At 51.0% G+C, this 26,212-nt stretch carries 24 protein-coding genes; 14 read left to right on the top strand and 10 right to left on the bottom strand.

The annotated features are described in order from the left end of the window. Positions 1-188: 188 nt before the first annotated feature. The gene (locus FN001_RS18165) at positions 189-356 is read right to left on the bottom strand and encodes a hypothetical protein (RefSeq protein ID WP_182426555.1); all 168 of its coding nucleotides are present in this window, start codon (positions 354-356) and stop codon (positions 189-191) included. 195 nt (positions 357-551) lie between these two features. After that, the gene (locus FN001_RS13300; RefSeq protein ID WP_142412164.1) at positions 552-1,043 is read right to left on the bottom strand and encodes a DNA-deoxyinosine glycosylase; all 492 of its coding nucleotides are present in this window, start codon (positions 1,041-1,043) and stop codon (positions 552-554) included. Between the two features lie 243 nt (positions 1,044-1,286). Here FN001_RS13300 and ftsH point away from each other — a divergent pair, with 243 nt between their 5' ends. From ftsH to FN001_RS13275, 5 genes are all read left to right on the top strand, one after another. Beyond that, complete coding sequence (gene ftsH, locus FN001_RS13295; protein ID WP_118530617.1) at positions 1,287-3,377, top strand: ATP-dependent zinc metalloprotease FtsH; 2,091 nt, start codon at positions 1,287-1,289, stop codon at positions 3,375-3,377. A gap of 326 nt (positions 3,378-3,703) precedes the next feature. Beyond that, positions 3,704-5,278: a S8 family peptidase gene (locus tag FN001_RS13290; RefSeq protein WP_142412163.1), complete on the top strand. Its 1,575-nt coding sequence runs from the start codon at positions 3,704-3,706 to the stop codon at positions 5,276-5,278. A gap of 151 nt (positions 5,279-5,429) precedes the next feature. Continuing rightward, on the top strand, positions 5,430-6,575 hold the full coding sequence (locus FN001_RS13285) for an aldo/keto reductase (protein ID WP_118298653.1): 1,146 nt from the start codon (positions 5,430-5,432) through the stop codon (positions 6,573-6,575). Positions 6,576-6,680: 105 nt separating this feature from the next. Further along, positions 6,681-7,658, top strand: a complete 978-nt coding sequence (locus FN001_RS13280; RefSeq protein WP_118530621.1) for an EamA family transporter — start codon at positions 6,681-6,683, stop codon at positions 7,656-7,658. A gap of 126 nt (positions 7,659-7,784) precedes the next feature. Then, positions 7,785-8,258: a YbaK/EbsC family protein gene (locus FN001_RS13275; protein WP_142412162.1), complete on the top strand. Its 474-nt coding sequence runs from the start codon at positions 7,785-7,787 to the stop codon at positions 8,256-8,258. 175 nt (positions 8,259-8,433) lie between these two features. Here the strand turns inward: FN001_RS13275 and FN001_RS13270 are convergent, their stop codons facing one another. Then, positions 8,434-9,798, bottom strand: a complete 1,365-nt coding sequence (locus FN001_RS13270; RefSeq protein ID WP_142412161.1) for a sodium-dependent transporter — start codon at positions 9,796-9,798, stop codon at positions 8,434-8,436. 412 nt (positions 9,799-10,210) lie between these two features. Between FN001_RS13270 and FN001_RS13265 the strand changes: the two genes are divergently transcribed. Both FN001_RS13265 and FN001_RS13260 read left to right on the top strand, forming a co-directional pair. Next, a complete protein-coding gene (locus FN001_RS13265) occupies positions 10,211-10,945 on the top strand; it encodes an ABC transporter ATP-binding protein (protein ID WP_118321263.1) in 735 nt (244 codons plus the stop codon). Between the two features lie 8 nt (positions 10,946-10,953). Continuing rightward, entirely contained in the window at positions 10,954-11,871 is a 918-nt protein-coding gene (locus FN001_RS13260; RefSeq protein WP_486463523.1) for a SufB/SufD family protein, read from the top strand. Positions 11,872-12,056: 185 nt separating this feature from the next. Here the strand turns inward: FN001_RS13260 and FN001_RS13255 are convergent, their stop codons facing one another. From FN001_RS13255 to FN001_RS13240, 4 genes are all read right to left on the bottom strand, one after another. Next, on the bottom strand, positions 12,057-12,914 hold the full coding sequence (locus tag FN001_RS13255; RefSeq protein WP_142412160.1) for a YitT family protein: 858 nt from the start codon (positions 12,912-12,914) through the stop codon (positions 12,057-12,059). 148 nt (positions 12,915-13,062) lie between these two features. Next, positions 13,063-13,830 carry a carboxymuconolactone decarboxylase family protein gene (locus FN001_RS13250; protein ID WP_142412159.1) on the bottom strand — a complete coding sequence of 256 codons (768 nt, stop codon included), beginning with the start codon at positions 13,828-13,830 and terminating at the stop codon, positions 13,063-13,065. 78 nt (positions 13,831-13,908) lie between these two features. Beyond that, complete coding sequence (locus FN001_RS13245) at positions 13,909-14,379, bottom strand: flavodoxin (RefSeq protein WP_142412158.1); 471 nt, start codon at positions 14,377-14,379, stop codon at positions 13,909-13,911. A 128-nt stretch (positions 14,380-14,507) separates the two neighbouring features. Then, entirely contained in the window at positions 14,508-15,431 is a 924-nt protein-coding gene (locus FN001_RS13240) for a LysR family transcriptional regulator (protein ID WP_142412157.1), read from the bottom strand. Between the two features lie 228 nt (positions 15,432-15,659). Here FN001_RS13240 and FN001_RS18630 point away from each other — a divergent pair, with 228 nt between their 5' ends. Continuing rightward, a complete protein-coding gene (locus tag FN001_RS18630; protein WP_279230968.1) occupies positions 15,660-16,076 on the top strand; it encodes a pyridoxamine 5'-phosphate oxidase family protein in 417 nt (138 codons plus the stop codon). Between the two features lie 33 nt (positions 16,077-16,109). On the opposite strand, the gene FN001_RS13230 is transcribed toward FN001_RS18630, so the two are convergent. Further along, a complete protein-coding gene (locus tag FN001_RS13230) occupies positions 16,110-16,721 on the bottom strand; it encodes a 50S ribosomal protein L25 (RefSeq protein WP_142412156.1) in 612 nt (203 codons plus the stop codon). Between the two features lie 475 nt (positions 16,722-17,196). On the opposite strand from FN001_RS13230, the gene murI reads away from it, so the two are divergent. The 4 genes from murI (at position 17,197) to FN001_RS13210 (ending at position 20,499) form a co-directional block, all read left to right on the top strand. After that, on the top strand, positions 17,197-17,970 hold the full coding sequence (gene murI / locus FN001_RS13225) for a glutamate racemase (protein ID WP_142412155.1): 774 nt from the start codon (positions 17,197-17,199) through the stop codon (positions 17,968-17,970). Positions 17,971-18,115: 145 nt separating this feature from the next. Next, positions 18,116-18,724 carry an NAD(P)H-dependent oxidoreductase gene (locus FN001_RS13220; protein ID WP_142412154.1) on the top strand — a complete coding sequence of 203 codons (609 nt, stop codon included), beginning with the start codon at positions 18,116-18,118 and terminating at the stop codon, positions 18,722-18,724. A 453-nt stretch (positions 18,725-19,177) separates the two neighbouring features. Beyond that, positions 19,178-19,738 (top strand): RNA polymerase sigma factor, encoded by a 561-nt coding sequence (locus tag FN001_RS13215; RefSeq protein ID WP_142412153.1) that lies wholly within the window; start codon positions 19,178-19,180, stop codon positions 19,736-19,738. Further along, positions 19,720-20,499: a hypothetical protein gene (locus FN001_RS13210; RefSeq protein ID WP_142412152.1), complete on the top strand. Its 780-nt coding sequence runs from the start codon at positions 19,720-19,722 to the stop codon at positions 20,497-20,499. The genes FN001_RS13215 and FN001_RS13210 overlap by 19 nt, the downstream gene beginning before the upstream one ends. A 183-nt stretch (positions 20,500-20,682) precedes the next feature. Here FN001_RS13210 and aroE read toward each other — a convergent pair whose 3' ends face one another. Beyond that, positions 20,683-21,588, bottom strand: a complete 906-nt coding sequence (gene aroE, locus FN001_RS13205; RefSeq protein WP_142412151.1) for a shikimate dehydrogenase — start codon at positions 21,586-21,588, stop codon at positions 20,683-20,685. 551 nt (positions 21,589-22,139) lie between these two features. On the opposite strand from aroE, the gene FN001_RS13200 reads away from it, so the two are divergent. Continuing rightward, entirely contained in the window at positions 22,140-22,658 is a 519-nt protein-coding gene (locus FN001_RS13200; protein WP_142412150.1) for a shikimate kinase, read from the top strand. Between the two features lie 17 nt (positions 22,659-22,675). After that, entirely contained in the window at positions 22,676-23,032 is a 357-nt protein-coding gene (locus FN001_RS13195) for an AAA family ATPase (RefSeq protein WP_486463522.1), read from the top strand. Positions 23,033-23,278: 246 nt separating this feature from the next. Here FN001_RS13195 and FN001_RS13190 read toward each other — a convergent pair whose 3' ends face one another. Next, entirely contained in the window at positions 23,279-26,182 is a 2,904-nt protein-coding gene (locus tag FN001_RS13190) for a translation factor GTPase family protein (protein ID WP_142412149.1), read from the bottom strand. Positions 26,183-26,212 lie beyond the last annotated feature (30 nt).

The following is a 26,212-nucleotide window of genomic DNA, read 5'->3' as shown; positions in this document are numbered from 1 at the left end:
TTGTACTTCTTTCTTTATTTGATCATATTTGGCTTGCAAGTTTCCGGTGCATCGAGAGAAGTTTCCGGATGCACGGATGAGTAGAAAAAATGGTTCCTGCACCACGGAGCGAAAATATCTAAACGAAAAATCCCGTATGATGCAGTTGTGAATGCATATTTTGCAGATATGGTCCGTGAAAGTCGGACTCATTTTTTTTCGTCAGGCAGATAATGGTAGAGATCCTGATAATGCTCAAGCTCTGCGTCACTCTCCGGGAGCGCCGGGATCAGACCGGTACAGTCGGTGGCGGAGCAGGACTGGATGTCGATCTCCCAGTCGGTATCAGCTGACTTATTTTTTGATGGTTCTTTCATACGATCACCTCCTGGCTGATAGTTTTCGATGGTGAGAGGGAAAACATGCAGGAAAGTAATTCATAAAAAATTTTATCATGAAAAATGCCGGCAGAACAGACGACGCTGGAGCAAATGAGTGCAGGAACCTTCTGTTACAGTGCGCGGGCATGGAGGACGCGTGTCCTGTAAGCATTCATACCGGGACAGCGTGCATTATCTGATATACGGAAGGATCACATTCCATGCACCCTTTAATTTTTCGAGCGACCACGCCGCATTCGCCGGACTCGTGGACGGCAGGGAGACGGCGGGGATCCCAGTCACGGCTTCCTGATATTTCCTGTAATAATTCCAGGAAGTCTTTCCGTTGCAGAAGATCGCCCGGATATCGGCGGTGGAGAGGATCACGGAGAGGTCGTTCGGCACGACATCGCGGATCGAACTGTCGCTGGAACCTTCGATCGAGCAGGAGGCGATCACATCCCAGAGCGCGATGCGGTGGGAGAGGAGAAAAGCCTTTTTCCCATCAATCGTGTCCGGAACCGGAACGTCCAGGACTCCGGCCAGGGTTTTCCAGAAGCGGTTCTGCGGATGATGGTAGAAAAAATGTCCTTCCCTGGATTTGACGGACGGGAAAGATCCGAGGATCAGGATCTTTGAATTCCGGTCAAATACGGGCGGGATCGGATGAATAACAGTGTTCATGATCATTTGCCTTTCAGATATGATAAAACTTTCGGACGGAACGTACATCTTGTATTGTAGCCTTTCTGAAAATTCTTGTAAACACGTAAATTTCATACTTTTTTTATTGCCTTATGGGGAAACTCAAATTATAATGATTAGGTATAACTATTTGAACAGTTACAATAGTTATAATTTTATATCACAGAATGCGGGCAGTGTCCCCAAAAGGTGATATATGCGCTAAAGAAGTGGAGAAGATAAATGGACAACAACAATCAGAACAGAAAGCGGCCCAGCGGACAGAATATCGGGGTTCTCGCCCTGATCCTCGTGATCACGCTGATCGCTGTGACCGTCATGAACAACATGGTCCGCAAAAACCAGACCCAGGAACTCGGGTATGAGGAGTTTGTGGAATACTTGAAAGAGGGAGAGATCGATACGGCGAAGATCTCCGGCAACAGGATCTATTTAACGCCAAAGACTTCTTCCACAAAGCTTTCACGTTTTATCCAGTATTATACAGTGAGAATTCCGGACTCTGAACTTGCGGAGCGTCTTTTAGACTCCAACGGAGTCCATGTGGTGGCAGAAGATACGAGTACGAGTGCCAGCATCCTGAATTTCCTGATGGGATGGGTACTTCCGTCGGCACTGATGATCGGACTTCTCTATATGATGTACAGCCGGATGGGCGGCGGAGGAATGATGGGCGTCGGAAAGAGCAACGCCAAGGTCTACGTCCAGAAGGAGACCGGAGTCACGTTCGCGGATGTTGCAGGTGAGGATGAGGCGAAGGAATCCCTTGTGGAGATCGTCGATTTCCTGCACAACCCGCAGAAATATACAAAGATCGGCGCAAAACTGCCGAAGGGAGCGCTCCTCGTGGGTCCTCCTGGAACCGGTAAAACACTGCTCGCAAAGGCGGTAGCCGGTGAGGCGCACGTTCCGTTCTACTCCCTCTCCGGTTCCGATTTCGTTGAGATGTTCGTCGGCGTGGGTGCGTCCCGTGTCCGCGACCTCTTCAAACAGGCACAGCAGTCCGCCCCGTGTATCATCTTTATCGATGAGATCGATGCGATCGGACGCAGCCGTGACAGCCGTTTCGGCGGAAATGATGAGAGAGAACAGACCTTAAACCAGCTCCTCTCCGAGATGGATGGATTTGATTCCTCCAAGGGACTTCTCGTCCTCGGAGCGACAAACCGTCCGGAGATCCTGGATCCGGCGCTTTTAAGACCGGGTCGTTTTGACCGGCGTGTCATCGTCGATAAGCCGGACCTGAAAGGCCGTGTGAGCATCCTGAAAGTACATTCGAAGGATGTGCGTCTGGATGAGACGGTAGACTTCGAGGAGATCGCCCTTGCGACTTCCGGCGCCGTCGGTGCGGACCTTGCGAATATGATGAACGAGGCAGCGATCAATGCGGTCAAGAACGGCCGTCAGGCTGTCTCCCAGAAAGATCTCTTCGAGGCAGTGGAACTTGTCCTTGTCGGTAAAGAGAAGAAAGACCGGATCCTGAGCAAAGAGGAGCGCCGGATCGTCTCCTACCATGAGGTCGGACACGCGCTTGTAACCGCTCTCCAGAAGGATGCAGAGCCGGTCCAGAAGATCACGATCGTTCCGCGAACAATGGGCGCGCTGGGATATGTGATGCAGGTTCCGGAAGAAGAGAAATTCTTAAATACGAAGAAAGAGCTCAAGGCAATGCTCGTTGTCTCTCTTGCCGGACGTGCGGCGGAGGAGATCGTCTTTGATACCGTGACGACCGGAGCGGCAAATGATATTGAACAGGCGACAAGAGTCGCAAGAGCGATGGTTACCCAGTACGGAATGTCGGATAAATTCGGTCTGATGGGTCTTGAGACGCAGGAAAACCAGTATCTGACCGGACGCACCGTGATGAACTGCGGTGATGCGACAGCTGCCGAGATCGATACGGAAGTCATGAAGATGTTAAAAGAGGCCTATGCGGAGGCGAAACGTCTTCTCTCTGAAAACAGGGATGTGATGGATAAGATCGCAGCGTTCCTGATCGAGAAAGAGACGATCACCGGCAAGGAATTCATGAAGATCTTCCGTGAGGTCAAGGGAATCCCGGAGCCGGAGGAAGGCCAGAAGGACGATCACAGCCGGATGGGCGGCGAGAGCGCTGAGACTGTTGAGTCTGCAGAGAACGGGAACAGGCAGCCGGAGATGGCAGCGGGATCTGAACAGCCGGCAGCTGAGCAGGTTCAGAATCCGGTGCAGGATGGAAACAGCGTGATGCCGCAGGATCCGGAGCAGAAGACAGCAGAAACTCAGAACGGTCAGCAGGGATCGGACAATGGTCAGGGACCGGCGGAGCTGTAACAGCCTGATCCGGATCGACAGGATTCCGCGAAATTGCAGTCGGTGGATCGAGACAACCGGAAAATGAAATACAGAGGCAGAATGATATCGGAAGATGTTGTTCTGCCTTTTCTTTTTAGACCGTATTTGGCGCTGCATTTACCTAAAAACAAAAAAGTTCATAGAAAATACAAGAATATCTGGTAGAATAAACATTGGTTTGAGTATGATAACGTTGTGACCGCGGATGTTGCTGAGCCGGAATGGGAAGCGAAGCAACGGCAAGATCCTGTTACAGTGTGCGGGCATGGAGTGTCTGTGTACTGTGACCAGAAAAGAGAGTGGATATGCAGCAGAAATATTTGAAAAAGAAAAGAGAAATTTCTAAAATCGCGGCGGGAATCCTGGCGACAGCCCTGCTCGCCTCATCAGGGCAGCCGCTTATGGCTTTCGCCTCGGAAAAGCTTCAGACGAATGACCCGTCCGCCTTGGAACAGTGGGCTTTTTTCAATGACGGTTCCTTTGCAGCGGAGGAGATGAGGAAGTATCCGGTGTATTCGGATCCGTTCGGACAGCCGACGGGGAATGCGGAGCTACTGGGAACTCTTGTGGAGGTGAAAAAGCGCCAGGCGGTATCTGGCGTGGATATCAACCTGGAGCAGGCATGGAAGACGTACGGAAACGGAAATCATGATACGATCGTCGCGATGATCGATACGGGCATCGACTACACGCATGAAGATCTGAAGGATACCCTGTGGGTGAACACGGATGAGATCCCGGGAAATGGGATCGATGACGATGGGAACGGATATGTGGACGATGTCTACGGATGGAATTTTTATAATAACAACAACCAGATCTTCACCGGGGAAGAGGACAGCCACGGGACCCACGGAGCCGGGACGATCAGTGCCGGGACGGGAAACGGGATCGGAATTGCCGGGATCGTTCCCGGAAACCGGGTGCGCGTGATGGCGCTGAAGGCACTAGGAGGCACGGACGGCGGAGGGAGCACGGCAGCAGTCATCAAGGCGATCAGGTATGCGGAGGACAATGGAGCCGTGATCTGCAACCTGAGCCTGACATCGACGGTGGATGACAAGGCGCTGTATGAGGCGATGAAGAATTCCAGTATGCTCTTTGTTGTGGCGGCAGGAAACGGAAATCCGAAGACCGGAAAGGGAGTTGACACGGATGCGATCCCGTTTTATCCGGCGGCTTATGATCTCGACAATATCATTTCTGTCGCGAATCTAAGTATCGACGGAACGCTCTCCGCAAGTTCGAACTATGGAAAGAAAACGGTGGATCTCGCGGCTCCGGGAAGCTATATCCTGAGCACAACGCCGGGAAATACATATGGTTACATGAGCGGTACTTCCATGGCGGCGCCGATGGTATCCGGTGCAGCGGCGATGGTCTATTCCTATTTTGACGGGATCGGGGTCGCAGACGTGAAGGAGATCCTGATGTCCACGGTGACGCCGATGGAGAGCCTGAAAGACGTGACGGTTTCCGGCGGAATGCTGAATGTCGGAGCGGCATTATCCTACGATATCAGCACGCTCTCAAGAAAGGGATTCCAGAACGGCGGAACGAGACCGGAAAATGGGACGGCACCTCATATCGAGATGCAGACCTCGAGCAGGAATGGAGGAAATTATCTGACTGTGCGCGTTATCGACATCGATGGGGATCTCGACAAACTTCTCTATGCAAAGGGAGAGCACACGGCGGAGGAATTTGCGAACGGGACGGTGGAAGGAACGCCGTTTACGGTGAATGACAAAGATACCGCGGCATTTCAGATCACGGAAAAAGGAACCTATACCTTTTATGCGGTCGACAAAAAAGGAAACGGAGCCGTAAAACTCGCCAGATTCGTGTCGGAGAGCGATGGGCCGGGGGCGTTTCAATAAAACTCGCCATACAAGGATGCAGGTAAGATCCTGTGGGGGAATATCTGCAAATCCCACTGCGTTATTGCAGGAAATTTTGCCGGACAGGAATGTGAAAACGAAGGAAATGAGTCAGAAAAAAATTATGGGATATGAAAAAGGAGAGAGACAGATGAGAACAAGGAGATTGGGGAAAACAGGTCTGATGGTGAGCGAGATCGGCTTTGGCGGCGAGTGGCTTGAGCGCCATCCGGAGGAAGAGAGCATCGAGCTGATCAAATATGCATCGAAAAAGGGGATCAACATCCTGGACTGCTGGATGGCGGACCCGAAATCAAGAAATATCATCGGTGAAGGGATTAAAGAGAACCGCAGCCAGTGGTTCATTCAGGGACATATCGGATCAACCTGGAAGGACAACCAGTATTTCCGCACGAGAGACATGAAATACGTTCGCCCGGCTTTTGAGGACCTTTTAAAGAGACTGCAGACCGATTACATCGATCTCGGCATGATCCACTACGTGGACTCTGAGGAAGAATGGGAGAAGATCCAGCATTCTGACTACCTGGACTATGTGATGGAATTAAAGGAAAAAGGCATCATCCGCCATATCGGAATGAGCTCCCACAACCCGAAGGTTGCGATGAAAGCGGCGGAATCCGGCTATGTGGAGATGATCCTCTTCAGCATCAATCCGGCGTTTGACATGCTGCCGGCGAGTGAAAATATCGACACAATGTTCGCGGATGAGTTTGATGCAGGGCTGAAAGGGACAGATCCGGACCGTGCAAAACTCTACAAGACATGTGAGGAGCACGATGTAGGGATCACGGTCATGAAAGGATTTGCGGGCGGAAGACTCTTCGATGCGAAACGTTCCCCGTTCGGCGTCTGTCTGACTCCGGTGCAGTGTATTCACTATGCGCTCACAAGACCGGGTGTCTGTTCCATCATGTGCGGGTATGACACGAAGGAACAGGTGGATGCGGCAGCAGGATACGAGACGGCTTCTGAGGAAGAGAAAGACTATGCGTCCGTGCTTGCGAACGCGCCGTTTCACTCCTACCGCGGGGAGTGCACCTACTGCGGACACTGCAAGCCGTGTGTCGCAAATCTGGACATTGCCATGATCAACAAATTTTATGATCTGGCGACCATGCAGCCGGAGGTCCCGGCGACGATCCAGTCCCACTATGAACTCCTGGACCATAAGGCATCTGAGTGCATCGGCTGTCATGCCTGCGAATCCCGCTGTCCGTTCGGAGTTCCGATCGCGGAGCGGATGGAGAAGACTGCGAAGTTATTTGGGTGTTAAGTGTTGACAAAACCTCTCAGGTAATTCCCTTGCGCGAACCGGGAATCGGATATATAATAAGCAGGTCCATTTCGGGCAAATACGAAAAGAGGGAAGAAAAAGCATATGTGGTTTTGGCTTGCACTGACAGCACTGTTGTGCTGGAGTGGCTCGGATCTGTTTTCAAAGATCGGCTGCCGCGGAAATGATAAGTACGCCCACTTAAAGATGGTTATTGCCGTCGGAATTGTGATGGGAGTACATGCACTTTATACGATCTTTGTAGGAGGTACGGTGGTAACATGGCATATCGCCATGGTGTATCTGCCGGTATCCCTGCTCTATATCTCGTCCATGACGCTTGGTTACATCGGTCTGAGGTACATTGAGCTTTCGATCTCCTCACCGATCTGCAACTCCTCAGGCGCTCTCGTTGCGGTGCTCTGCTTCTTAACGGGTACCCTGGACGATGCGATCGAGGGGAACATGCGTCTTGCGGTGATCGGAGCGGTGGCTCTCGTGTGCATCGGCGTGATCGGGCTTGGTATTGTTGAGTCGAGGGAAGATGATGAACTGCGCCGGGAGCGCCAGGCTGCGTCCAATTATAAGTATGCGAAGTCCTGGCTGGCGCTGTTTCTGCCGGTGGCGTACTGTCTGCTCGATGCGGCCGGTACCTTTGCGGACACCATGGTGCTCGACAAGCTCGCAGGAGAGGCGGAGGCGGCCGGAATGTTCGCAACGGCAGAGGAATGCTCTTCCTACGCTGCGTCTGCGGCAAACAGCGCCTACGAGCTGACATTCCTGTTTGCGGCTTTCTGCTGCATCATCTACGTCGGTTTCATTAAGAAACAGAAGTTCACAGCTGCCCAGGAAGGTCCGAAATATCTCGGAGCTCTCTGCGAGACAGCCGGTCAGTTCGCGTATATCTTCGCACTCTCCGACACGGTCCACGCAGCGATCTCCGCGCCGATCATCTCCGCATACTGCGTCGCGTCAGTCGTATGGAGCCGGATCTTCCTGAAAGAGAAGCTTTCCTGGAAACACTATGCGATGATCGCACTGGTTGTGGTCGGGATCGTGATGCTCGGGGTGTTTGATATCTGATCAATGTGTATGTAAGAAAGACTGCTGTTGGTGACAGATCATATTCTGCCATCGACGGCAGTTTTTTTCACCATTTTCGGTGAAACGTGGTAGAATAGGGACAGCTTGCAAAGGAGGAAACACATCATGTCATTAGAAAAAGCAAAAGCAGATCTTGATAAAAAAGGTTTTCTGGATCATGTGATCGAACTTGCAGATTCGACAGCAAAGGTCGCAGAGGCGGCGGAGGCGCTTGGCGTAGAACCGGGAATGATCGCGAAGACGATGTCATTTTTACAGGGAGACGCGCCGGTCCTGATCCTGACGGAAGGAACTGCAAAGATTGATAACCATAAATACAAAGAAACCTTTCATGTGAAGGCGAAGATGATCCCGTTTGATGAAGTGGAAGAAACGATCGGCCATGCGCCGGGCGGCGTGTGCCCGTTCGGGATCAATGACGGGATCACGGTGTATCTGGACGAGAGCTTAAAGCAGTTTACGACCGTTTACCCGGCAGCCGGAAACGACCACAGCGCGGTAAAACTCACGATCCCGGAGCTGGAGAAAGTCGCCGGTGCGAAAGGCTGGGTGGATGTATGTAAGGAGCCGGAGGAGTAGGGAAAACGGATAGTCCGGAAATCTGTACATCATGTTCAGGAAATTCATTGGAAGGCGATGAAATGCAGTTTCGCAAAAAATTCACGGAAAAAGAATTTCGCGGAATGTCAGAAAAATATAGAAAAAGAAAGAGTCATGTCATCCGACGAGAATGGCACGGCTCTTTCTTTTACGGTTACATCGAGATCCACCCAAACGCATTCGCCACGGAGCTCACAAGAATGATCGCGGCAAAGATCGGGCAGAGGTATTTGATCATGAACTGGAAGATGGCTTTCCGCTTGAACGGGTGGCCGCCCTCGGTAACTTCGTTCTCGATCTTTTCCACGCCGATGACTCTCGATACGAGCAGGCAGGTCGCGATCGCCGCGATCGGCATCATGACGGAGTTGGTCAGAAAATCAAAGAAATCAAGGAACTGCATTCCGATCACGGTAATGCCCGCCAGCGGACCATATCCGAGGCAGGAGAGTGTTCCGAGAAAGATCATGACAACGGTCATAAAGACGGTCGCTTTTTTCCGGCTCCAGTGCAGCTCATCCTCGAAGGTGGATACGGCGCTCTCGGTCAGGGCGATGGAGCTTGTGACCGCCGCAAACAGGACGAGGAGAAAGAACAGGATCCCTGTGCCTGTTCCGAATCCCATGCCCGCAAATACCTTCGGAAGTGTGATGAACATGAGGGAAGGTCCAGCCTGGAGAGTATCCGGGTCGCCGCCGGAGAAGGCAAAGACGGCCGGAATGATCATGAGTCCGGCCATGATCGCGATCGCAGTGTCAAAGATCTCAACATTTTTCGTCGAATCCTCGATCGAGGTGTCCTTTTTCATATAGGAGCCGAACGTGACGAGGATTCCCATCGCGATCGACAGGGAGTAGAACATCTGCCCCATCGCGGAGACGACGGTCATCCAGGAGAAGTTTTCGAGGTTTGGAACCAGGAAATACTTCACGCCTGCCATCGCGCCCGGTCTTGTCACGGAGTAGAACGCGATGATCACGGAGAGGATCACGAGGATCGGCATCATAAATTTTGAGACGCGCTCGATCCCGTTCCGGACACCCATGTAGATGATCACAACTGTGAACATGGTGAAGATCAGGAAGCAGATCTCCGCGGAAAACCCGTTGGAGATAAAGCCGGAGAAATAGTCGTCAGCCGCGAGTGCCTGTCCGTGTCCCAGAAGATACTCAAACAGGTATTTGATGACCCAGCCGCCGATCACGGAATAGTACGGCACGATCAGGATCGGGATCACGGCGTTGATCCAGCCGCCGGCGGACAGGAGTTTTGACTTTCCAAAGGATTCGTAGGCTCCGACCGGGCTTTTTTTCGTCATGCGCCCTAAGGAGGTCTCCGCCATGATCATCGTGTAGCCGAAGGTCAGCGCCAGGATGATATAGATCAGTAAGAAGATCCCGCCTCCGTATTTCGCGGCGAGATACGGGAAACGCCAGATGTTTCCCAGTCCCACGGATGCACCCGCCGCCGATAAGACGAAACCGAGTTTTCCGGAGAACGAACTGCGTTTATGATTCATAATATAGTCTCCTCGTGTTTTTTTCACAAATACATTTGTGCGTGTAAGAGACAGTCTATCATAGAACATGCGAAAAAGCAATTTGATCTGCGGGAGACGGTGAAAATGGAATAGAGAGGCCGCCTGTCATAGTTTCAGCACATGGAATGACAGCGGATGTGGCAAATATCAGAGGAAGGTCGGGATAACAAATTTTGGAATCTGGAATGAAAAAATTCCGTGAAACAGAACATGTATAAAAAGAGGAACATCCGGAGAATCCTATAATTTGATGGCGAAATTGATAATTTTGCGCTATAATACACTCATACCTACCGGAAAATAGGATTTAACAAAACTCAGCGGTATTCGTGACTGGAGAAAAATGAGAGATTGTCAGAGTACGGGGGCATAGATACAGAGAGGTGAAATTGTGTTAAAAGCAGAAAATTTAGTCCTCCATGTGGAGGATAACGGGACGAAAAAATGTCTCCTGGATCATATTTCTTTCCAGGTGGACGATGGAGAAATGCTGGTGATCACGGGACCGAACGGCGGCGGTAAGTCTACGCTGGCGAAGGTCCTGATCGGGATCGAGAAGGCGGAGAGCGGAAAGATCTTTTTAAATGGGGAGGATATCACGGATTACGATATCAACCACCGTGCGAATGCCGGGATCGGCTACGCGTTCCAGCAGCCGCCGAGATTTAAGGGAATGACGGTGCAGAGACTTCTCGCACTGGCAGCAGGAAGAGAAATGTCAGACGTCGAGTGCTGCAAGTTATTATCGGATGTCGGACTCTGCGCGGAGGAATATTTAAACCGCCAGATCGACGGAACGCTCTCCGGCGGCGAGATGAAACGGATCGAGATCGCGACAGTTCTTGCGAAGGAACATACCTTATGTATTTTCGATGAGCCGGAAGCCGGGATCGACCTCTGGAGCTTTTCCATGCTGATCCATAAATTCGAGGAGATCCACAAAGAGAAAAAACAGAGTCTGATCGTGATCTCCCACCAGGAGAAGATCATCAGCATGGCGGACCGGATCATGGTGATCGACGATGGAAAGATCAAGGCGGAAGGTCTCAGAGAAGATGTCCTTCCGTGCCTGAACGGTCTCGATAAATGTCATACATGTGCAGGAAAAGCGGGGGTGAGAGCGTAATGGTAGAGCTGGATCATGTAGTAGAAGAAGTATTGAAAGTCATCAATGACAATGGATTTTCCCAGAAAGGCGCTTTCAACCTGCGTCAGAACGGAACTTCCATCTGCCACGGGGACAGTGAGCACATCAAGATCAAAAAGAAGACGGACAAGCCGGGGATCGATATCTATATCGACGGCGAGACAAAGGGCGAGAAGGTCTATATTCCGGTCGTTGTCAGCGTTTCCGGCATGACGGATCTTGTATATAATGATTTTTACATCGCAGATGGCGCGGACGTGACGATCGTTGCGGGATGCGGGATCCACAACAGCGGCTGCAATGAGAGCCGTCATGACGGGATCCATACCTTCCATGTCGGAAAGAACGCGAATGTCTGTTATCAGGAAAAGCATTACGGAGAGGGAAACGGGACCGGCGGTCGTGTGCTGAATCCGGTGACGAATATCTATGTGGGAGAAAACTCCGTATTTACGCTGGATACGGCGCAAATCAAGGGCGTTGACTCTACGGTCCGCGAGACGCTTGTCGAGATGGAGAAAAACTCCAGACTGTATGTGACTGAACGCCTGATGACCGAGGGAGAGCAGACGGCGGAGTCCAACATCGAGGTCCGCTTAAACGGGGAGGAGAGCTCCGCACAGATCATCTCTAGATCCGTCGGAAAGGGAAATTCCGTCCAGACGTTCCATCCGAAGGCGGTCGGCAACAACAAGTGCCAGGCGCATATCCAGTGTGACTCGATCATCATGGACCATGCGGAGATCGGCTCGATCCCGGAGATCCGCGCGCGTGATCTCAACGCGGCAATCATCCATGAGGCGGCGATCGGAAGGATCAACGATGAGCAGTTATTAAAGCTCCGGACTCTGGGACTTACCGAGGAAGAAGCGGAGAACGTGATCATCGAGAATTTCCTGAATTAAACGGGAAGCTGAAGACGGGGATTTTATATAGAAAGATTTCGTACAAATCCAGATTGATAAAAAACAGGTCCGCAGGTGAAGATCACCGGTGCGGACCTGTTTGATTTACGCGAACAACGAGCCAAAGTCTGCGCTTGCGCGAGAACTTGGCGACTGTCGTGATAATAAGGGAAATATTGTTTTTTTTAGAAGTACGTCCGTCTCTTCGGCGTATTCCAGCTTCCGACAACGCGCTTTACGTTGGAGATCGTGACAAACGCGTTTGGATCTTTCGACTGGACATAGTCCATAAACTGACCATATTCCTTCTTTGTGAGGATCGCCAGGATCTCGCTCTTCTGGGCATCGCTGTAGCCGCCGGTGGCCGTGTAGACAGTGATGCCGCGCTGGAGATTCTCGATCACATAGCGGCGGAATTCATCGTTGTGTTCGGAGATCACGCACACCCGGATCTTTCCGGTGAACTCATCGATAAAGTAGTCCAGCACGAGACCGCTGAAGTAGGTCGCCAGAGCACCGATGATCACGGTCTGAAGATCGTAGGCGAAATAGGAGCTCGCGACCGTCACCATGCCGGCGATGATGATCGCCTGTCCGAGATCCAGATGGAGATATTTGTTCATGATCTTCGCGATAATATCGAGACCGCCGGATGCCGCGTTGGCGTTGAAGAGGATCGCCTGTCCGAAACAGATCACAACGATCATACCAACTACATCCAGGGCGATGTTCCCCGTCGGAGATCCCGGATCCGGGAAGGCGGTTTCAAATACGAAGAGAAGTACCGGGAGCAGGATGGAGATAAAGATGATCTTTGTCCCGAAAGTCTTATCGATAAAGAGAAACGCCAGGATGATGCAGATGATGTTTAAGATCAGAGTCATGACGGAGAGCGACAGCGGAATGAAATTTACGAGGACTACTGCGAGTCCGGTGATGCTCCCGCTGATAATGTGGTTCGGATTCATGAAAAAATAGACTCCCACGGCGATGATGAAAGTACCGAAGAAGATCGTGGAGAAATATTTTAGTTTTTCGAACATACTGTACGTCCTTTTTCTGTCAGATTTTTGCAGAGTTTTCCAAAACAGGAGACACTGTCTGCGTGTAAATCATAGAGAAAAAAGAGCGGATTGTCAAACTGGCGCTTTGCAGTGTGAGCGCTTGTATGCGGTAAAGTGCGGGATCATCCTATTTCAGTTTCCCGTACTCCTCATCAGAAACGGCCTCACACCATTCGTTGGAGTTCTCCTCGCCCGGAACTTCGATGGCGAGATGGGAGAACCAGGAATCCGGAGCGGCACCGTGCCAGTGTTTGACTTCCGCCGGAATATTGATGCAGTCGCCCGGCTTCATCTCGATGGCTTCTTTGCCTTCCTCCTGATAGTAGCCTCGTCCGGCCACGCATACAAGGATCTGTCCTCCGCCGCTCTTTGCGTGGTGGATATGCCAGTTGTTGCGGCAGCCGGGTTCGAAGGTCACATTGAATACGCCGACCTGTTTTGTGGATACCGGTGCGAGATAGCTCTGACCGACGAAGTATTTTGCAAAGGCGTCATTCGGAGCACCGATCGGGAAGATCATGGACTTTGCATGGGATCTCATGGCCTCATCCTCGTAAGGAAGGTCGCCATCATTCATCTGCCATACTTCTTTTGCAAGGTTGAAGACGGCCCAGCCCTTCGGCCAGCCGACATAGAATGCCACGTGGGTGATGATTGCGGCGATCTCTTTCTGGGTGACACCGTGTGCTTTTGCGTTCTTTAAGTGGAACACGAGGGAAGAATCCGTGATCCCGGAGGACATGAGTGCCACAACGGTGATGATACTTCTCGTCTTTACATCGATGTCCTGGTTGTTCCAGTTTTCTCCGAAGAGGACATCGTCATTAAAATGTGCGAACTGGGGAGCAAATTCACCCAGTGCGCTTCTTCCTGCTGTCTGTACAATTTTTGCCATGTTTTTTCTCCATTTCCAGATCGGCTGCAGGCTGCATGATCCTGGATCATGCCAGTCTGCAGCCGGTTTTTACTTTAATTATAAGGATTTTACCCAATCAGCGATCTCCTGTCTGGAAGCTCTGTTTAAAAGCTTTCCTTCCACGATCTCTGCACCAGGTGCGGACGGTTTTAATTCTTTTACTGTGTTGCCGAATCCGCTGCCGCCGGATGTCGCGAAGAGGACGATCTTCTTGCCTGTAAAGTCGTAGGACTCAAGGAAGGTGTTCACGATTGTCGGAGCGACATACCACCAGATCGGGAAGCCGAGGATCACGGTATCATAAGCGCTCATATCGATATTTGCCGTTACGATCTCCGGTCTGAATTTCTTGTCATTCATCTCCACGCTGCTTCTGGATTTTTTGTCCATCCAGTTTAAATCTGCTGTTGTATATGCCACCTTCGGTGTGATCTCGCAGAGATCAGCGTTTCCTGCTTCTGCGATCAGTTCCGCAGTTTTCTTTGTTGTTCCGCTTGCACTGAAATATGCGACTAATTTTTTTGCCATTTGAATTACCTCCTGTGAAAACAAGTTCGCGTAAATAAAAAGGATGCAGAAAGAAGATATGGATCTTCTTATGCATCCATTGTAGTTCTAAGATTTTTAAATGTCCAATACCTATATCAAATCATGATTTATGCCTTGCAGGCATTTAACGAAATCAGAGAAGTTCCTGCATCATGAGCGGCCACAGAACTGATGATCTCGATAAATTTGTTGACCGCATGGGAGTTCGGCAGATTTCTCTGCCATGCGATCACGGTATTGGAGGTGATCTCCGGGAAGAGTTTCCGCTGAACGAGCAGGTCAGGCCGCCAGTATCTTGCCGCACCGGCGACGGATACCGGGTATCCCAGCCCGTAAAAGGCCATGACTCCGGCATTTGTTCCGAGATTGCTGGTGAATGCGATCTGGAGCTTATCGAAGTCTTTTCCGAACCAGTTTGCGATCTCACTCTGGACTCCGGTGCGCTCCGGGAGGATCAGCGGTTTCCCGAGGAGATCCTGCTTTGTGATGAAGTCTTTCCCGGCGAGCGGATCGTCCGGGCGCATCCCGACGACCCAGTGGTCACTTTCAGGGATCCGGATGTAGTCGAGACCTTCTGTATCCACGGGTTCCAGGAACATCCCGATGTCCACGAGACCTTTTTTCATCATCTCGTAGACCGTATCCGCCGTGGCGGTGTGGATCGCGATCTGTACGAGCGGATATTTTTCACGGCAGACTTTGCAGATCTCTGCCAGGATCTCGACGGCTGCGAATTCCCCGCAGCCGATCGTGATGCTGCCGTCGATGACTTCCTCGGTCCCTTTCAGCTCCTCCAGAGTCCGCTTTTCGAGATCCAGCATTTCCAGAGCGCGGCGCTTTAGGAGAATCCCCTCGTCGGTCAGGGTGATCGTCCGCCCGTTCCGGTTAAAGAGAGAAATGCCGAGCTCTTCCTCGAACGCGGCTAACTGCCTGGAGAGAGTCGGCTGGGTGATATGAAGTTGTTCAGCGGCTTTAGTGAAGCTTTGTTCTTTGGCTACCGTGAGAAAGTAGCGGAGTATTCTGAGGTCCATATAGAAATTCCTTTTTCGAGTCGTGCCTAGGATGCGTACTCGCGCGAAGATGATGGTTGTCGCAAGCAACCGTACTTGGCGCGAGAATGTGCCGAGACACCTTCTTTTTTATGATCGTGAAGATACGGAACAGTTCCGATTTTCATATGATTCTATATTAACCGGAATTCCTGCATTTGTCATCCGGGATTTTTGATCATTGTTGTCAGGGCGGGAATGTGATAAAATATGGCAAAAACGATCATTCGGGAGATGGAGGAGAGAAATTTGTTCAGGGAAATTCGGAAAAAGAAAAATGCAATTACGGCTGATGCGGCAGAATCACTTCTGGAGAAGAGCAGACGCGGCGTTCTCGCGGTAAACGGGGATGACGGTTATCCGTATGCGATCCCGGTCAACTATTTTTACGACAGAAATGAGCAGAAGATCTATTTCCATGGCGCGCGCAGGACACAAGGTCGATGCGCTGCGGGCTTCGGACAAGGTATGCTTCACGGTTTACGGAAATCAAAAAATGTCCCGGCCGAGTCCCGGCCCCGGATTTACGGTATGCGTGACAGATCTATCGGACAGAACTTGTTGGCAGAGTTTCTGCTAAAAAAACTGGCGGCGCCGCCCACAGGGGAGCAGTACCGCCAGTTTTGATTTTATTTGATAAATTATTCGATCCCAGAGCAATTACTTGGTCTCTTTGTCATCTGCAGCTGCTGTGCCAGGAGCTGTTGTCACTTCAGTAGCCGGAACAACGTTGTGAACCGGGATGACGGAGAGTACAACTGCCTCCGGATCAGTCTTTAAGTCGATGTCTTTGTTCTTTGCGATCTCGAGATCTTTCACGCGGACAGTATCGCCGACCTTCAGGCCAGCGGCATCCAGAGTCGTTGTCTCAACAAGAGCGGACGGGAATGCCTTATAAGCAATCTCGTTTAAGTCTTCCTGAAAACCACCGCCGATAACGGCTTCACGGTTCAGGATCACGATCTCAGCAGTAGAAGAAACTTTCTCATCACTTACCAGTGCCTGGAAATCGATTTCATCGATCTTTCTGGTCATGGAATTGTAATCAACTTCCTTGATCAGGACATCGTAAACCTGACCTTCGACATCAAGATTGATCTGGCCGCCTTTATGCTCTGTCTTTAAAAGACGATCAACATCCATTGCATTCATCTTTACCGGGATAGAACCTTCGATGGCATGTCCGAAAACATTGCCTGTAACAAATCCTTCTCTTCTTAATCTCTTTGCCTTAACATCCATGCTTCTTTTTTCAGCTTTTAAAGTAGTCATTTATCTTTTCCTCCAAAAATCTGATTGCCGGCAAACAACTTCTTTTGTTCTGCCGGATTCGCTTAGCAGCCCTCAGCTTTGAAAAGGGGGTTTTGTTAAGTTTGGTTGAACATTTGCTGTTCTCTTTGTTACAGCGTTAGTATAGCAGCATTTTGCAAAACAGATTAACCAAAAATGAAAAATATTTTGACAAAAATCTTAAAAATTGCACAAAAAGCGAAAGCGGGGAGGCTGTGGATGGTCAAACGGAGGAAAATGTGGTAAGATGGATGAAAGATGGAAAATCCAGTAACAGTGGAGAGGATTGAAAAAGCAGACTCCGCAGATATGAAGGAAGACCATGTTGATAATGCGCCAACAGAGCGGACTCCCTGAAAGAAGCGATGGGAGAATTGCGGCAGGAGATCCAGCGATACGGAAGCTCTGGCAGGCAGAGTGATATAGAAGAACAGAAAAACGGTGAGGTGACAGAAAAATGAGTACAGACAATCGCCCGATTGGCGTTTTGGATTCCGGACTTGGCGGGATCAGCGTGTTAAGAGAGCTGGTCAAACTGATGCCGGGAGAAGATTTTATTTATTATGGAGATTCGGCGAATGCCCCATACGGAACAAGAACGCCGGAGGAGGTCATAGACCTGACAAAAAAAGATGTGGAATTTCTGCTGGAGCGGGGCGCGAAAGCAATCGTCGTGGCCTGCAATACAGCGACAAGTGTGGCGATCAAAGAACTTCGAGCCGCATATGAGGAGATTCTTCCGGTGATCGGGATCGAACCGGCGTTAAAACCTGCGGTCAAGGCAAAGGAACATTCCAAAGTCGTCGTCATGGCAACCCCGATGACGCTGTCACAGACGAAATTTAATTCGATGATGCATATTTATGAGGACGATGCGAACATCATCAAGATGCCGTGTCCGGGACTTGTGGAATATATTGAAAGCGGCGTGCTCGATGGACCGGTTCTCGATGCTTATCTGGAAAAACAGTTTGCACCGTACGACAAAGCAGAGATCGATGCGGTCGTTCTCGGATGTACGCATTATCCGCTGATCCGTGAGGTGATCCAGAAACATCTGCCGGGAGTTTTCGTTTACGACGGCGGATTCGGGACCGCAAAGCAGACGAAAAGGCGTCTTGAGGAGCGCGGACTTCTCTCGGACCGGGAATCCGGCGGAAAAGTTGAGATCTTCAACAGCAGGAACACGGAGGAGATTCTGGAGCTGTCGAGACGGCTGCTGAATATGTGACAGCCAAAGGAAAATCTGTGATAAAGACGGTCTGAAATGTGTGCAGAAACAGTGAAATTGCTTTTGGCTTCATGATAAGTGTAAAAGCTGGATCAATATAGCAGAATCAGGTGCATGGGTAAAACATAAACGAGGGAGATCAGCTATGAAAAAGTTATTATTCATTGATGCCTGCGTCAACCGCGGCATCTCAAGGACGGAACAGCTCGCACAGACGTTGTTAAAGGAAATGAATCAGAACGGGGAGTATGAGATCGAGACTTTAAATCTTGAGGATGAAGATCTGAAACTCTTCACGGGTAAGGAGAGCGCACTCCGGGAATCGCTTACAAGAGCAGGAAATTTTGAGGGACCGCTTTTCACTTACGCGAAGCAGTTCGCGGCTGCGGACCGGATCGTTGTTGCAGCTCCGTACTGGGATTTCTCATTCCCGGCACGGATGAAATGTTATCTGGAGCAGATCTGCGTGACAGGTCTGACGTTTACATTCTCCTCCAAGGGCATTCCGGGCGGTCTGTGCCATGCAGACAGTCTCCACTATGTGACGACCAGCGGCGGATCCATCGGGGAGCTGAACCTCGGATATGAGTATCTGGAGAAGCTCTGCAAGGTCTATTACGGGATCCATGAGACCGTATGCTATACCGCTGAGGGACTCGACATCGAAGGGAACTCGGTGGAGGAGATCATGAAAGAGGCGGAAGAAAAGGCGGTTCAGAAGTACAGGGAGTTTACAAGCAGGAGCAAACTGTGACGAATCATATTCAGGAAAACGAAAAGCAGAAAGTCAGGAAATTTACGCTTGATGGCAAGCTGTGACTGAGAGAATATGAGTCTGGCATGTGTGGAGTCCCTGAAAAAGAACGATCGGTCTGTACGGGGCAGGATCGCGGACTGGATGTGCATGCGTGTAAACTAAATAAACGGATCATGATACAGGACAGTGCGTCGACAGAAATGTGGAGCACTGTCCTGTTTTGTCTGGCAGGAAATTCCGATGAAATTTCCTGATAAATAAGAAGGTACGATGTATCAATGATGCGTACTTGTGCGAAGGTGCGGATTGCTGCAGACAACTTAGCGTTAAGACTGAATGTGACGAAGCCAATTTTTTGTCTTTTTCATTTAAATTATTAGAAAAAATGAACTTTCCTCAAGGTTCCTGTCTCTATAAGACAGATGCATCAAAAAAGAGAGGAGGCAGGACATGGATGAAGAGAATATCGTGAGACGGATGATCGATGGCGACATGGAGGCATTCGGAACATTGATGGAGCAATATGAGAAGCCGGCGCTCAGAGCCGCATGGCTGATATCCGGAAATGCTGCGGACAGTGAGGACATTGTCCAGGAGACATTTACCGCCTGCTATTTAAACAGAAAGAAGCTCAGAGAGCCGGCGGCCTTTAAGACATGGTTTTACCGGATCCTCACGAGGTCGGCATGGAAGATCTGCAAAAAGACAGGGCGGGAGTGTCCGGAGGAGGAACCGGCATCCGGGCAGGAGGACACGAAACGGTCGGTCCTGGAAACCTGCATCATGAAGGAGGAGGAACGGATCCTTTTTGAGGCGGTGGAGAAGCTGCCGCCGAAACAGAAAGCGGTTCTGATCCTTTACTATTATAATGACATGCCGATCCGCGAGATCGCGAAGGTCTGCGGAGTGTTCGAGGGCACGGTGAAATCAAGACTGTACCATGCGAAGGAGCAGTTAAAGAAGGTCCTCACGCAGGAGGAAGGAGGAAAAACATGGACGATCCTATCTTAGAAGAAAGACTGAAAAAAATGTTTGAGAGCCGCGCAGGCGAAGTTCCGGATGAATCCCTGCGGGAGGTGCGGATCAGGAAACGTGTATATGAACAGATAGAAAGAGAGGAAACGCATATGAAGAGAGGATTTATGAAAAAGGCAGTGATCGCGGTGGCAGCGATCTGTGTATTTGGCAGCATGACAGCATTTGCGATCGGGAACATTGCGGGAGTGACATCGCACAGTGACCGGAGAGATGAGGTGCATACTTATGAACAGGCGTTAAAGCTTCAGGAGGAACATGGTCCGAAGGTAAATTTCCCGGAACAGTTTTCCAATGGATATACGTTCGAAAGTGCTGTCCCGGTGAAGTATGAGACGAGTGACAAGGATGGAAATAAGCTGGGCAAGGGGAGCCATCTCGACATTACTTATGGAAAAGAGGGGATGGAACCGATCACATTTTCTGCGGAAGTCGGGCTGGACGGCGGGAGCGCTCCGACGGATGTAAAGACGTGCGGGGATGGCACGGAACTTCGATTCTATAAGACGGTCAACAAATTTGTGCCGGCTAATTATGAACTCACCGAGGAGGACAAAAAGGCCCAGGAAGCGGGCAACTTTGACCTTGCTTACGGCAGTGATGAGATCGAGATCACAACCTCCTGTATGGTCGAGTGGGACATGGACGGTCAGGGGTACAGCCTGTTCAAGTTTGGCGAGGAGCTGAGCGCGGAGGAGATGTTCGCGATGGCGGAGGAGATCATCGATGCACAGTAAAGCGGTATATTTACAAATAGGGAGCGACTCGGGCAGCTTTTCATGGGTAGGGATGTTCTGAACGGAAAATGAGGTATTGAGGAAAATAAAAGAATCAGATCAATGAAAAAGCCGGTGAAATCGGGTGGAGCTACCCTGATTTCATCGGCTTTTTGTGAAATCCGGCATATCCGGGATGCAGGATCAAAAACTTGCAGAACTGTCTTGTCTGGAGAAAAACTCACGTTTGATCTGCTCCACCGGCATCTCTTTTCCGGTCCAGAGGCGGAACGCCTCGGCGCCCTGGTAGAGGAGCATGTAGGAACCGTTGAAGAACGGGTTTCCCTGATGTTTTGCCATGGAGAGGAGTCTTGTCTCACGCGGATTGTAGATGATGTCGGATACGGTGAGACCGTCCGGGAAGACGAGATCTTCCGGGACCGGGCAGGTATCCTCGTGCGGGGCCATGCCGACGGAGGTTCCGTTTGTGAGGATGGCGCTGTCTGTGAGTTCCTGTTTTAAGAGTTCAGCGTCGGAAAAATCGCAGATTTTGATCTTGCAGTCGGTGATCTTTGTAAGTTCGTCCACAGTATGTACCAGGCGGTCATAGAATCGGCTGGTCGGTCTCACGAAGACAGAGATTTCCTTTAAGCCGTCGAGTGCCGCCTGGACCAGGATCGCGGTCGCGGCGCCGCCGGCTCCGAGAAGAGTCATTTTTTTGCCGATGATGTCATAACCGGCATCTTTTACGGACTGCATGTAGCCGATGCCGTCGGTGTTATGGCCGATAAGGCGTCCGTTTTCGTTTACGACCGTGTTGACTGCGCCGATGATCCGCGCTGCGGTCGAGAGGTCGTCACAGAGGGAGACCATGAGGTTTTTGTCCGGCATTGTCAGGTTGAAACCGCGGGCACCGAGGACTTTTAAGCCGGCGATAGCGGTTGGAAGTGTTGCTTCATTTACGTCAAAGGCGAGATAGCGGTAGTCGAGACCGAGTGCTTCAAAGGATGCGTTGTGCATCATTGGGGAGATGCTGTGGGCGCAGGGACTGCCGAGAAGGCAGATCAGGGCGGTGTGGCCGGTGATCGGGGTGGGTGTCTGATGTTCCATTTTATGGGTACCTCCGGGGGATTATTTTCATTTTTTCTATTATAGCAGTGGGGATGGGGGAATGCAATGGAGAGATGAAATGCAGAATATGTTGGCGAGTGGTACGCGGTGAGATTCCGGGCAGGAGTGCGGGGATGCGGGGAGGGTTCCTCTAAGCCCCCGGGAGACTGCTAAGGGCGGAGAATCGGGGACACAACTCGCTGCGCTCAGACAAGTGTCCCCGATTCTCCAACGCAGTCACCCGCGAGCTAAGAGGAAGCCAGCTCCCCGGATCATGCACTCCTGCCCGGAAGCTCACCGCTGGGAGATATTGGGTGCTAAGAGGGATGAAAGATGCGCTGGTGGAAAGTTGCTGTTGAGATGCATTGGGAATAAGCTTTTTCAGATTATTTTGGGGAAAACTTGATGGGGGACATAGCGGCAAGGCAGGGCCTGCGGTAATCCCCGGCTTGCAGTTCTTTTTTATATCTGCTATACTTTTCTTAATGATACCTGTGAGGACAGAACGGAAATTCTGTGTGGCACGGGCGGCGAAAGAGGAGAATGTAAGGATGGCAGGACTGAAGGAGCATATTTTTCTGATTGGATTTATGGGATGTGGAAAGAGTACGAATGCGGCGCGTCTGGCGGAGATGACCGGGGCGGAGCAGGTGGAGATGGATCAGGAGATCGTGAACGGGGAACAGATGGAGATCGCGGAGATCTTTAAGGAGAAAGGTGAGCCATATTTCCGGTCACTTGAGACAGCGCTGATCCGCAGTTTTTCAGACCGGGATCCGGCGGTGATCTCGTGCGGGGGCGGAGCCGTGCTGAAGGAGGAGAATGTCCGTCTTATGAAGAAATGCGGAAAGATCGTCCTCCTCACAGCGACACCGGAGACGATCTACGGGAGGGTCAAGGACAGCACAGAGCGCCCGGTCCTGAATGGAAATATGAATCTTTCTTACATTGAGGATCTGATGGAAAAGCGTCGTCCGAAGTATGAGGCGGCCGCAGATATCACCGTTGCGACGGATGGAAAGACAGCGGAGGAGATCTGTGGGGAGATCCTTGGTAAGTGCGGAAAATAAAGAAGGGAGGATTTCACATGGGAAGTTACCTGAATCCGGGAAGCAAGGGATTTCAGGAGAGCCTGAATTCTGAAATTTATGTAGATAAGACAGGTCTGATCGAAAAAACGAATGCAGTTTTGGATACAAGACAAAAGTTCCTGTGTGTGAGCCGACCAAGACGTTTTGGAAAATCAATGGCAGCAGACATGCTTGCTGCTTATTATGAGCGTGGGGAAGATGCAGATTTATTATTTCGTTCGCTGAAGATCAGCAAAGCGGAATCCTATCGTGCTCATTTGAAAGATTACCATGGAAATTTACTGCTGGTGGGGATCAATTATGATAAGAGTACAAAGAAACATGAATGCGTAATCAAATCCATGAAAAAATAATGGATCGGATAAGATAAAAAAGAGACCTTCACGGTCATCCCCAAATTTTCAGAAGCTGAATATGTCAGCGGCAGAAAATTGGGAAGACAGGTGAAGGTCTCTTTTTTGTTCTCCGGGAAAATTAGATGAAACTTTCCGGAAAAAGGCAGTATGTGCCAGGAATGTGCACTTGCGAGAAGCCTGAGAATGCCGCAGGCAACCGCGCAAGGCAGAAAAATGAGAAATTCCGCCATTTGCGAAAAATGACTACGGCATCTCCGGTTTCTTCCCCAGCCGCACATCTTCCAGATATTTTTTCGTCTCCTCATCGGCGTGCAGGAAGAGGTAATTCTTCGCACTGCCGGTATGTTTTCCTTTCTCCTCGGAGATCAGCTTGCCGACGCGTTCGATCTCTTCACGGAAATCTCTTGCGGACCAGAGGATGCACCCCTGACTGCGGATAATGAGCTGGATCACGCCGTCGGAGGTTGCTACGGTGGTGCGGTAACGCCTGCCGATACGGATCGCGACTTTTTCGATGTACTGGTCTGCGGTCTCCGCTTCTTTTGTATACACAACGTGGATGTTGTGATATTTCTGAACTTTCTCGACACCGCCCGGAACCTTGTAGGCATCGAAGACAACGATGACGCAGATCTTCCGGAATCCCTGATAGTTGCTCAGGATGTCCATGAGCTTGTAACGGGCCGCATCGATATTGACGGCGGCAAGCTCACTCAGCTCGTCCCATGCAAAGATGATGTTGTAGCCGTCAACGAGAAGATATTCGTCTTCCGGCTCCTCGTTTTCTTTTGATGGTTTTACAGGAGCTGTATTTTTGGCACGGATCACGGTGCGGGAGTCATAGTCGGAGGCGAGTTTTCGCTTCGGTTCGCCGTATGTACGGGTGAAGATCGCCTGAAGCTCCTTATCATCATAGAAGGAGAGGGAGCCGTCTCCGCGGCCGCGGGAAGAGCCGGAACCTGTATTTGCAGCAACCGCTGCCTCAGAAACAGCACCAGAGGGACTGCCGGAACGAAACTTTGCACTGCGAACCTTCCCGGCCGCTACATCGGCCTCCATCGCCTGGAGCCGTTCATTTGCCTCTCTTAAATCCCGCTCCTGCGCTTCCTTCGCAAGCTGCTTTGCGAGCGGACTCTCCACATGCATATAGTTTTTCACTTCGTTCCACGGAACGACAAAGCCGGCGCCGTGGGAGCAGAAAACAGATCCTGCCGGGTCCTGAAGGTCAAAATCGAAATCATATCCGGAAGCAGCGATGACTTCCTCCGCGTTGTGGCACGGTTCATACCCGGAAAGGCTGAGCGTCAGTCTTCCGCGTCCTTTCGTGTAGGAGATCACATCCCGCTGGTAGTTCCGCATCGTGGAAACCGGCGCGGTCCCGGTGAGCAGAGCCATTGCGCCGTTCTGCTCCGGTGCGGAAAATTCACCCTGCATCCGGTCGAGGTCCGCCATCGCGCGTCCAAGATTCTCGGACGGAACCTCCAGACGGAATGCGTAGTAAGGCTCCAGGAGCACACATCCCGCCTCACAGAGTCCCTGACGGACGGCCCGGTAGGTCGCCTGGCGGAAATCGCCGCCCTCGGTATGTTTCAGGTGGGCGCGTCCTGCGATCAGCGTGATCTTCATGTCGGTGATCTCGGAACCGGTCAGGATCCCGCGGAAGCGTTTTTCTTCAAGATGCGTTAAGATCAGACGCTGCCAGTTCTTATCCAGCATATCTTCGCTGCAGTTTGCTGCAAAGACCATCCCACTTCCCTGTTCGCCCGGCTCCATCAGGAGATGGACTTCCGCATAGTGGCGGAGCGGCTCAAAATGGCCGACTCCTTCGACGGTCTTTGCGATCGTTTCTTTATATACAATATTTCCTTCCCCGAATCCGATCTCCACGCCGAAACGGTCTTTTACCTGGCTCTTTAAGATCTCCATCTGCACATCACCCATGACCTGCGCCTGGATCTCGCCGAGTGTCTCATCCCAGACGATGTGGAGCTGCGGGTCTTCTTCCTCGAGCATCCGCATGTTTTTTAGCATCGTGTGGGAATCGGTCCCGAACGGCAGCAGGATCCGGTAGGTGAGGACAGGCTCTAAAAGCGGGAGAGAACTCTCGGAGGCAGATCCGAAGACCTGCCCCGGTCTTGTATCGGAGATGCCGGTGACAGCGACGATCATTCCTGGTTCCGCTTCCTTGAGCGCCTCAAATTTTGCTCCGGAGTAGAGGCGGATCTGGTTGATCTTTTCCTCAGAATCAGTAAGAGAATCCCGGACTTTTAAACCGCCGCCGGTCACCTTGAGATGTGTCATCCGAACACCGGCTTCGTCGCGGGAGATCTTAAACACTTTTGCACCGAAATCTGCCGGATAGTCCGGACATGACGCGAATTCCCCGAATGCGGTCAGAAATTCCCGGACACCGGTAAGCTTTAAGGCAGAGCCGAAAAAGCACGGGAAGAGCTTCCTGTCGTGGATCGCTTTACGCACATCTTCTGTTTTTAAGACTCCGTCTGTCAGGTAGGAGTCCAGGAGCTCTTCGTCACAGGTGGCGATCTCCTCAAAAATCTCTTCACCGGATCTCTCATTTCCGGAACTGGACCGTGCGAAAGAGTCTACTGTCATTCCGCTTCCGGAACCGTCTGACGAAACATTTCCAAAGTCAAGAATCTCTCCGTATCCGGAAATCCCCGTAAAATCCACGATCGCCGGATCCAGCCGTTCTTTTAAGGATGCCAGGACCGCTTCTTTATCCGTCCCTTTCTGATCCATCTTATTGACAAAAATAAATACCGGGATCCGGTAGCGTTTTAAGAGTCTCCAAAGAGTTTCCGTATGTCCCTGCACTCCGTCGGCCCCGCTCACGATGAGGACCGCATAGTCGAGGACCTGCAGCGTCCGCTCCATCTCCGCGGAAAAGTCCACATGTCCCGGCGTATCAAGGAGCGTCACGGAGGCGTCGCCTAACGGAAAGACCGCCTGCTTCGAAAAGATCGTGATGCCCCGGGCGCGTTCAAGCGCGAAAGTGTCTAAAAACGCGTCCCGGTTGTCCACACGCCCCATTTTCTTTAATTTTCCTGTTTCATATAAAATTGCCTCGGACATGGTCGTCTTGCCGGCGTCGACATGTGCGAGGATCCCGATCACGAATCGTTTCATATATTATCTGGTCTGCTTTCTAAATAATTA

Origin of the sequence: Clostridium sp. Marseille-P7770 (assembly GCF_902143525.1) — a bacterium.
In the GTDB taxonomy this organism is placed as follows: Bacteria; Bacillota; Clostridia; order Lachnospirales; family Lachnospiraceae; genus Pilosibacter.
The sequence above is the reverse complement of the archived record's forward strand: the minus strand, read 5'-3'. Positions and strand labels throughout refer to the sequence as shown.

Coding starts and splice junctions, on each gene's coding strand:
- FN001_RS13200 (WP_142412150.1), top strand. CDS start 22,140: ATGGCAGGACTGAAGGAGCATATTTTTCTGATTGGATTTATGGGATGT.
- FN001_RS13215 (WP_142412153.1), top strand. CDS start 19,178: ATGGATGAAGAGAATATCGTGAGACGGATGATCGATGGCGACATGGAG.
- FN001_RS18630 (WP_279230968.1), top strand. CDS start 15,660: ATGGCAAAAACGATCATTCGGGAGATGGAGGAGAGAAATTTGTTCAGG.
- FN001_RS13210 (WP_142412152.1), top strand. CDS start 19,720: ATGGACGATCCTATCTTAGAAGAAAGACTGAAAAAAATGTTTGAGAGC.
- FN001_RS13195 (WP_486463522.1), top strand. CDS start 22,676: ATGGGAAGTTACCTGAATCCGGGAAGCAAGGGATTTCAGGAGAGCCTG.
- murI (WP_142412155.1), top strand. CDS start 17,197: ATGAGTACAGACAATCGCCCGATTGGCGTTTTGGATTCCGGACTTGGC.
- FN001_RS13245 (WP_142412158.1), bottom strand. CDS start 14,379: ATGGCAAAAAAATTAGTCGCATATTTCAGTGCAAGCGGAACAACAAAG.
- FN001_RS13290 (WP_142412163.1), top strand. CDS start 3,704: ATGCAGCAGAAATATTTGAAAAAGAAAAGAGAAATTTCTAAAATCGCG.
- FN001_RS13285 (WP_118298653.1), top strand. CDS start 5,430: ATGAGAACAAGGAGATTGGGGAAAACAGGTCTGATGGTGAGCGAGATC.
- FN001_RS18165 (WP_182426555.1), bottom strand. CDS start 356: ATGAAAGAACCATCAAAAAATAAGTCAGCTGATACCGACTGGGAGATC.
- FN001_RS13220 (WP_142412154.1), top strand. CDS start 18,116: ATGAAAAAGTTATTATTCATTGATGCCTGCGTCAACCGCGGCATCTCA.
- aroE (WP_142412151.1), bottom strand. CDS start 21,588: ATGGAACATCAGACACCCACCCCGATCACCGGCCACACCGCCCTGATC.
- FN001_RS13190 (WP_142412149.1), bottom strand. CDS start 26,182: ATGAAACGATTCGTGATCGGGATCCTCGCACATGTCGACGCCGGCAAG.
- ftsH (WP_118530617.1), top strand. CDS start 1,287: ATGGACAACAACAATCAGAACAGAAAGCGGCCCAGCGGACAGAATATC.
- FN001_RS13230 (WP_142412156.1), bottom strand. CDS start 16,721: ATGACTACTTTAAAAGCTGAAAAAAGAAGCATGGATGTTAAGGCAAAG.
- FN001_RS13250 (WP_142412159.1), bottom strand. CDS start 13,830: ATGGCAAAAATTGTACAGACAGCAGGAAGAAGCGCACTGGGTGAATTT.
- FN001_RS13275 (WP_142412162.1), top strand. CDS start 7,785: ATGTCATTAGAAAAAGCAAAAGCAGATCTTGATAAAAAAGGTTTTCTG.
- FN001_RS13270 (WP_142412161.1), bottom strand. CDS start 9,798: ATGAATCATAAACGCAGTTCGTTCTCCGGAAAACTCGGTTTCGTCTTA.
- FN001_RS13255 (WP_142412160.1), bottom strand. CDS start 12,914: ATGTTCGAAAAACTAAAATATTTCTCCACGATCTTCTTCGGTACTTTC.
- FN001_RS13240 (WP_142412157.1), bottom strand. CDS start 15,431: ATGGACCTCAGAATACTCCGCTACTTTCTCACGGTAGCCAAAGAACAA.
- FN001_RS13300 (WP_142412164.1), bottom strand. CDS start 1,043: ATGAACACTGTTATTCATCCGATCCCGCCCGTATTTGACCGGAATTCA.
- FN001_RS13280 (WP_118530621.1), top strand. CDS start 6,681: ATGTGGTTTTGGCTTGCACTGACAGCACTGTTGTGCTGGAGTGGCTCG.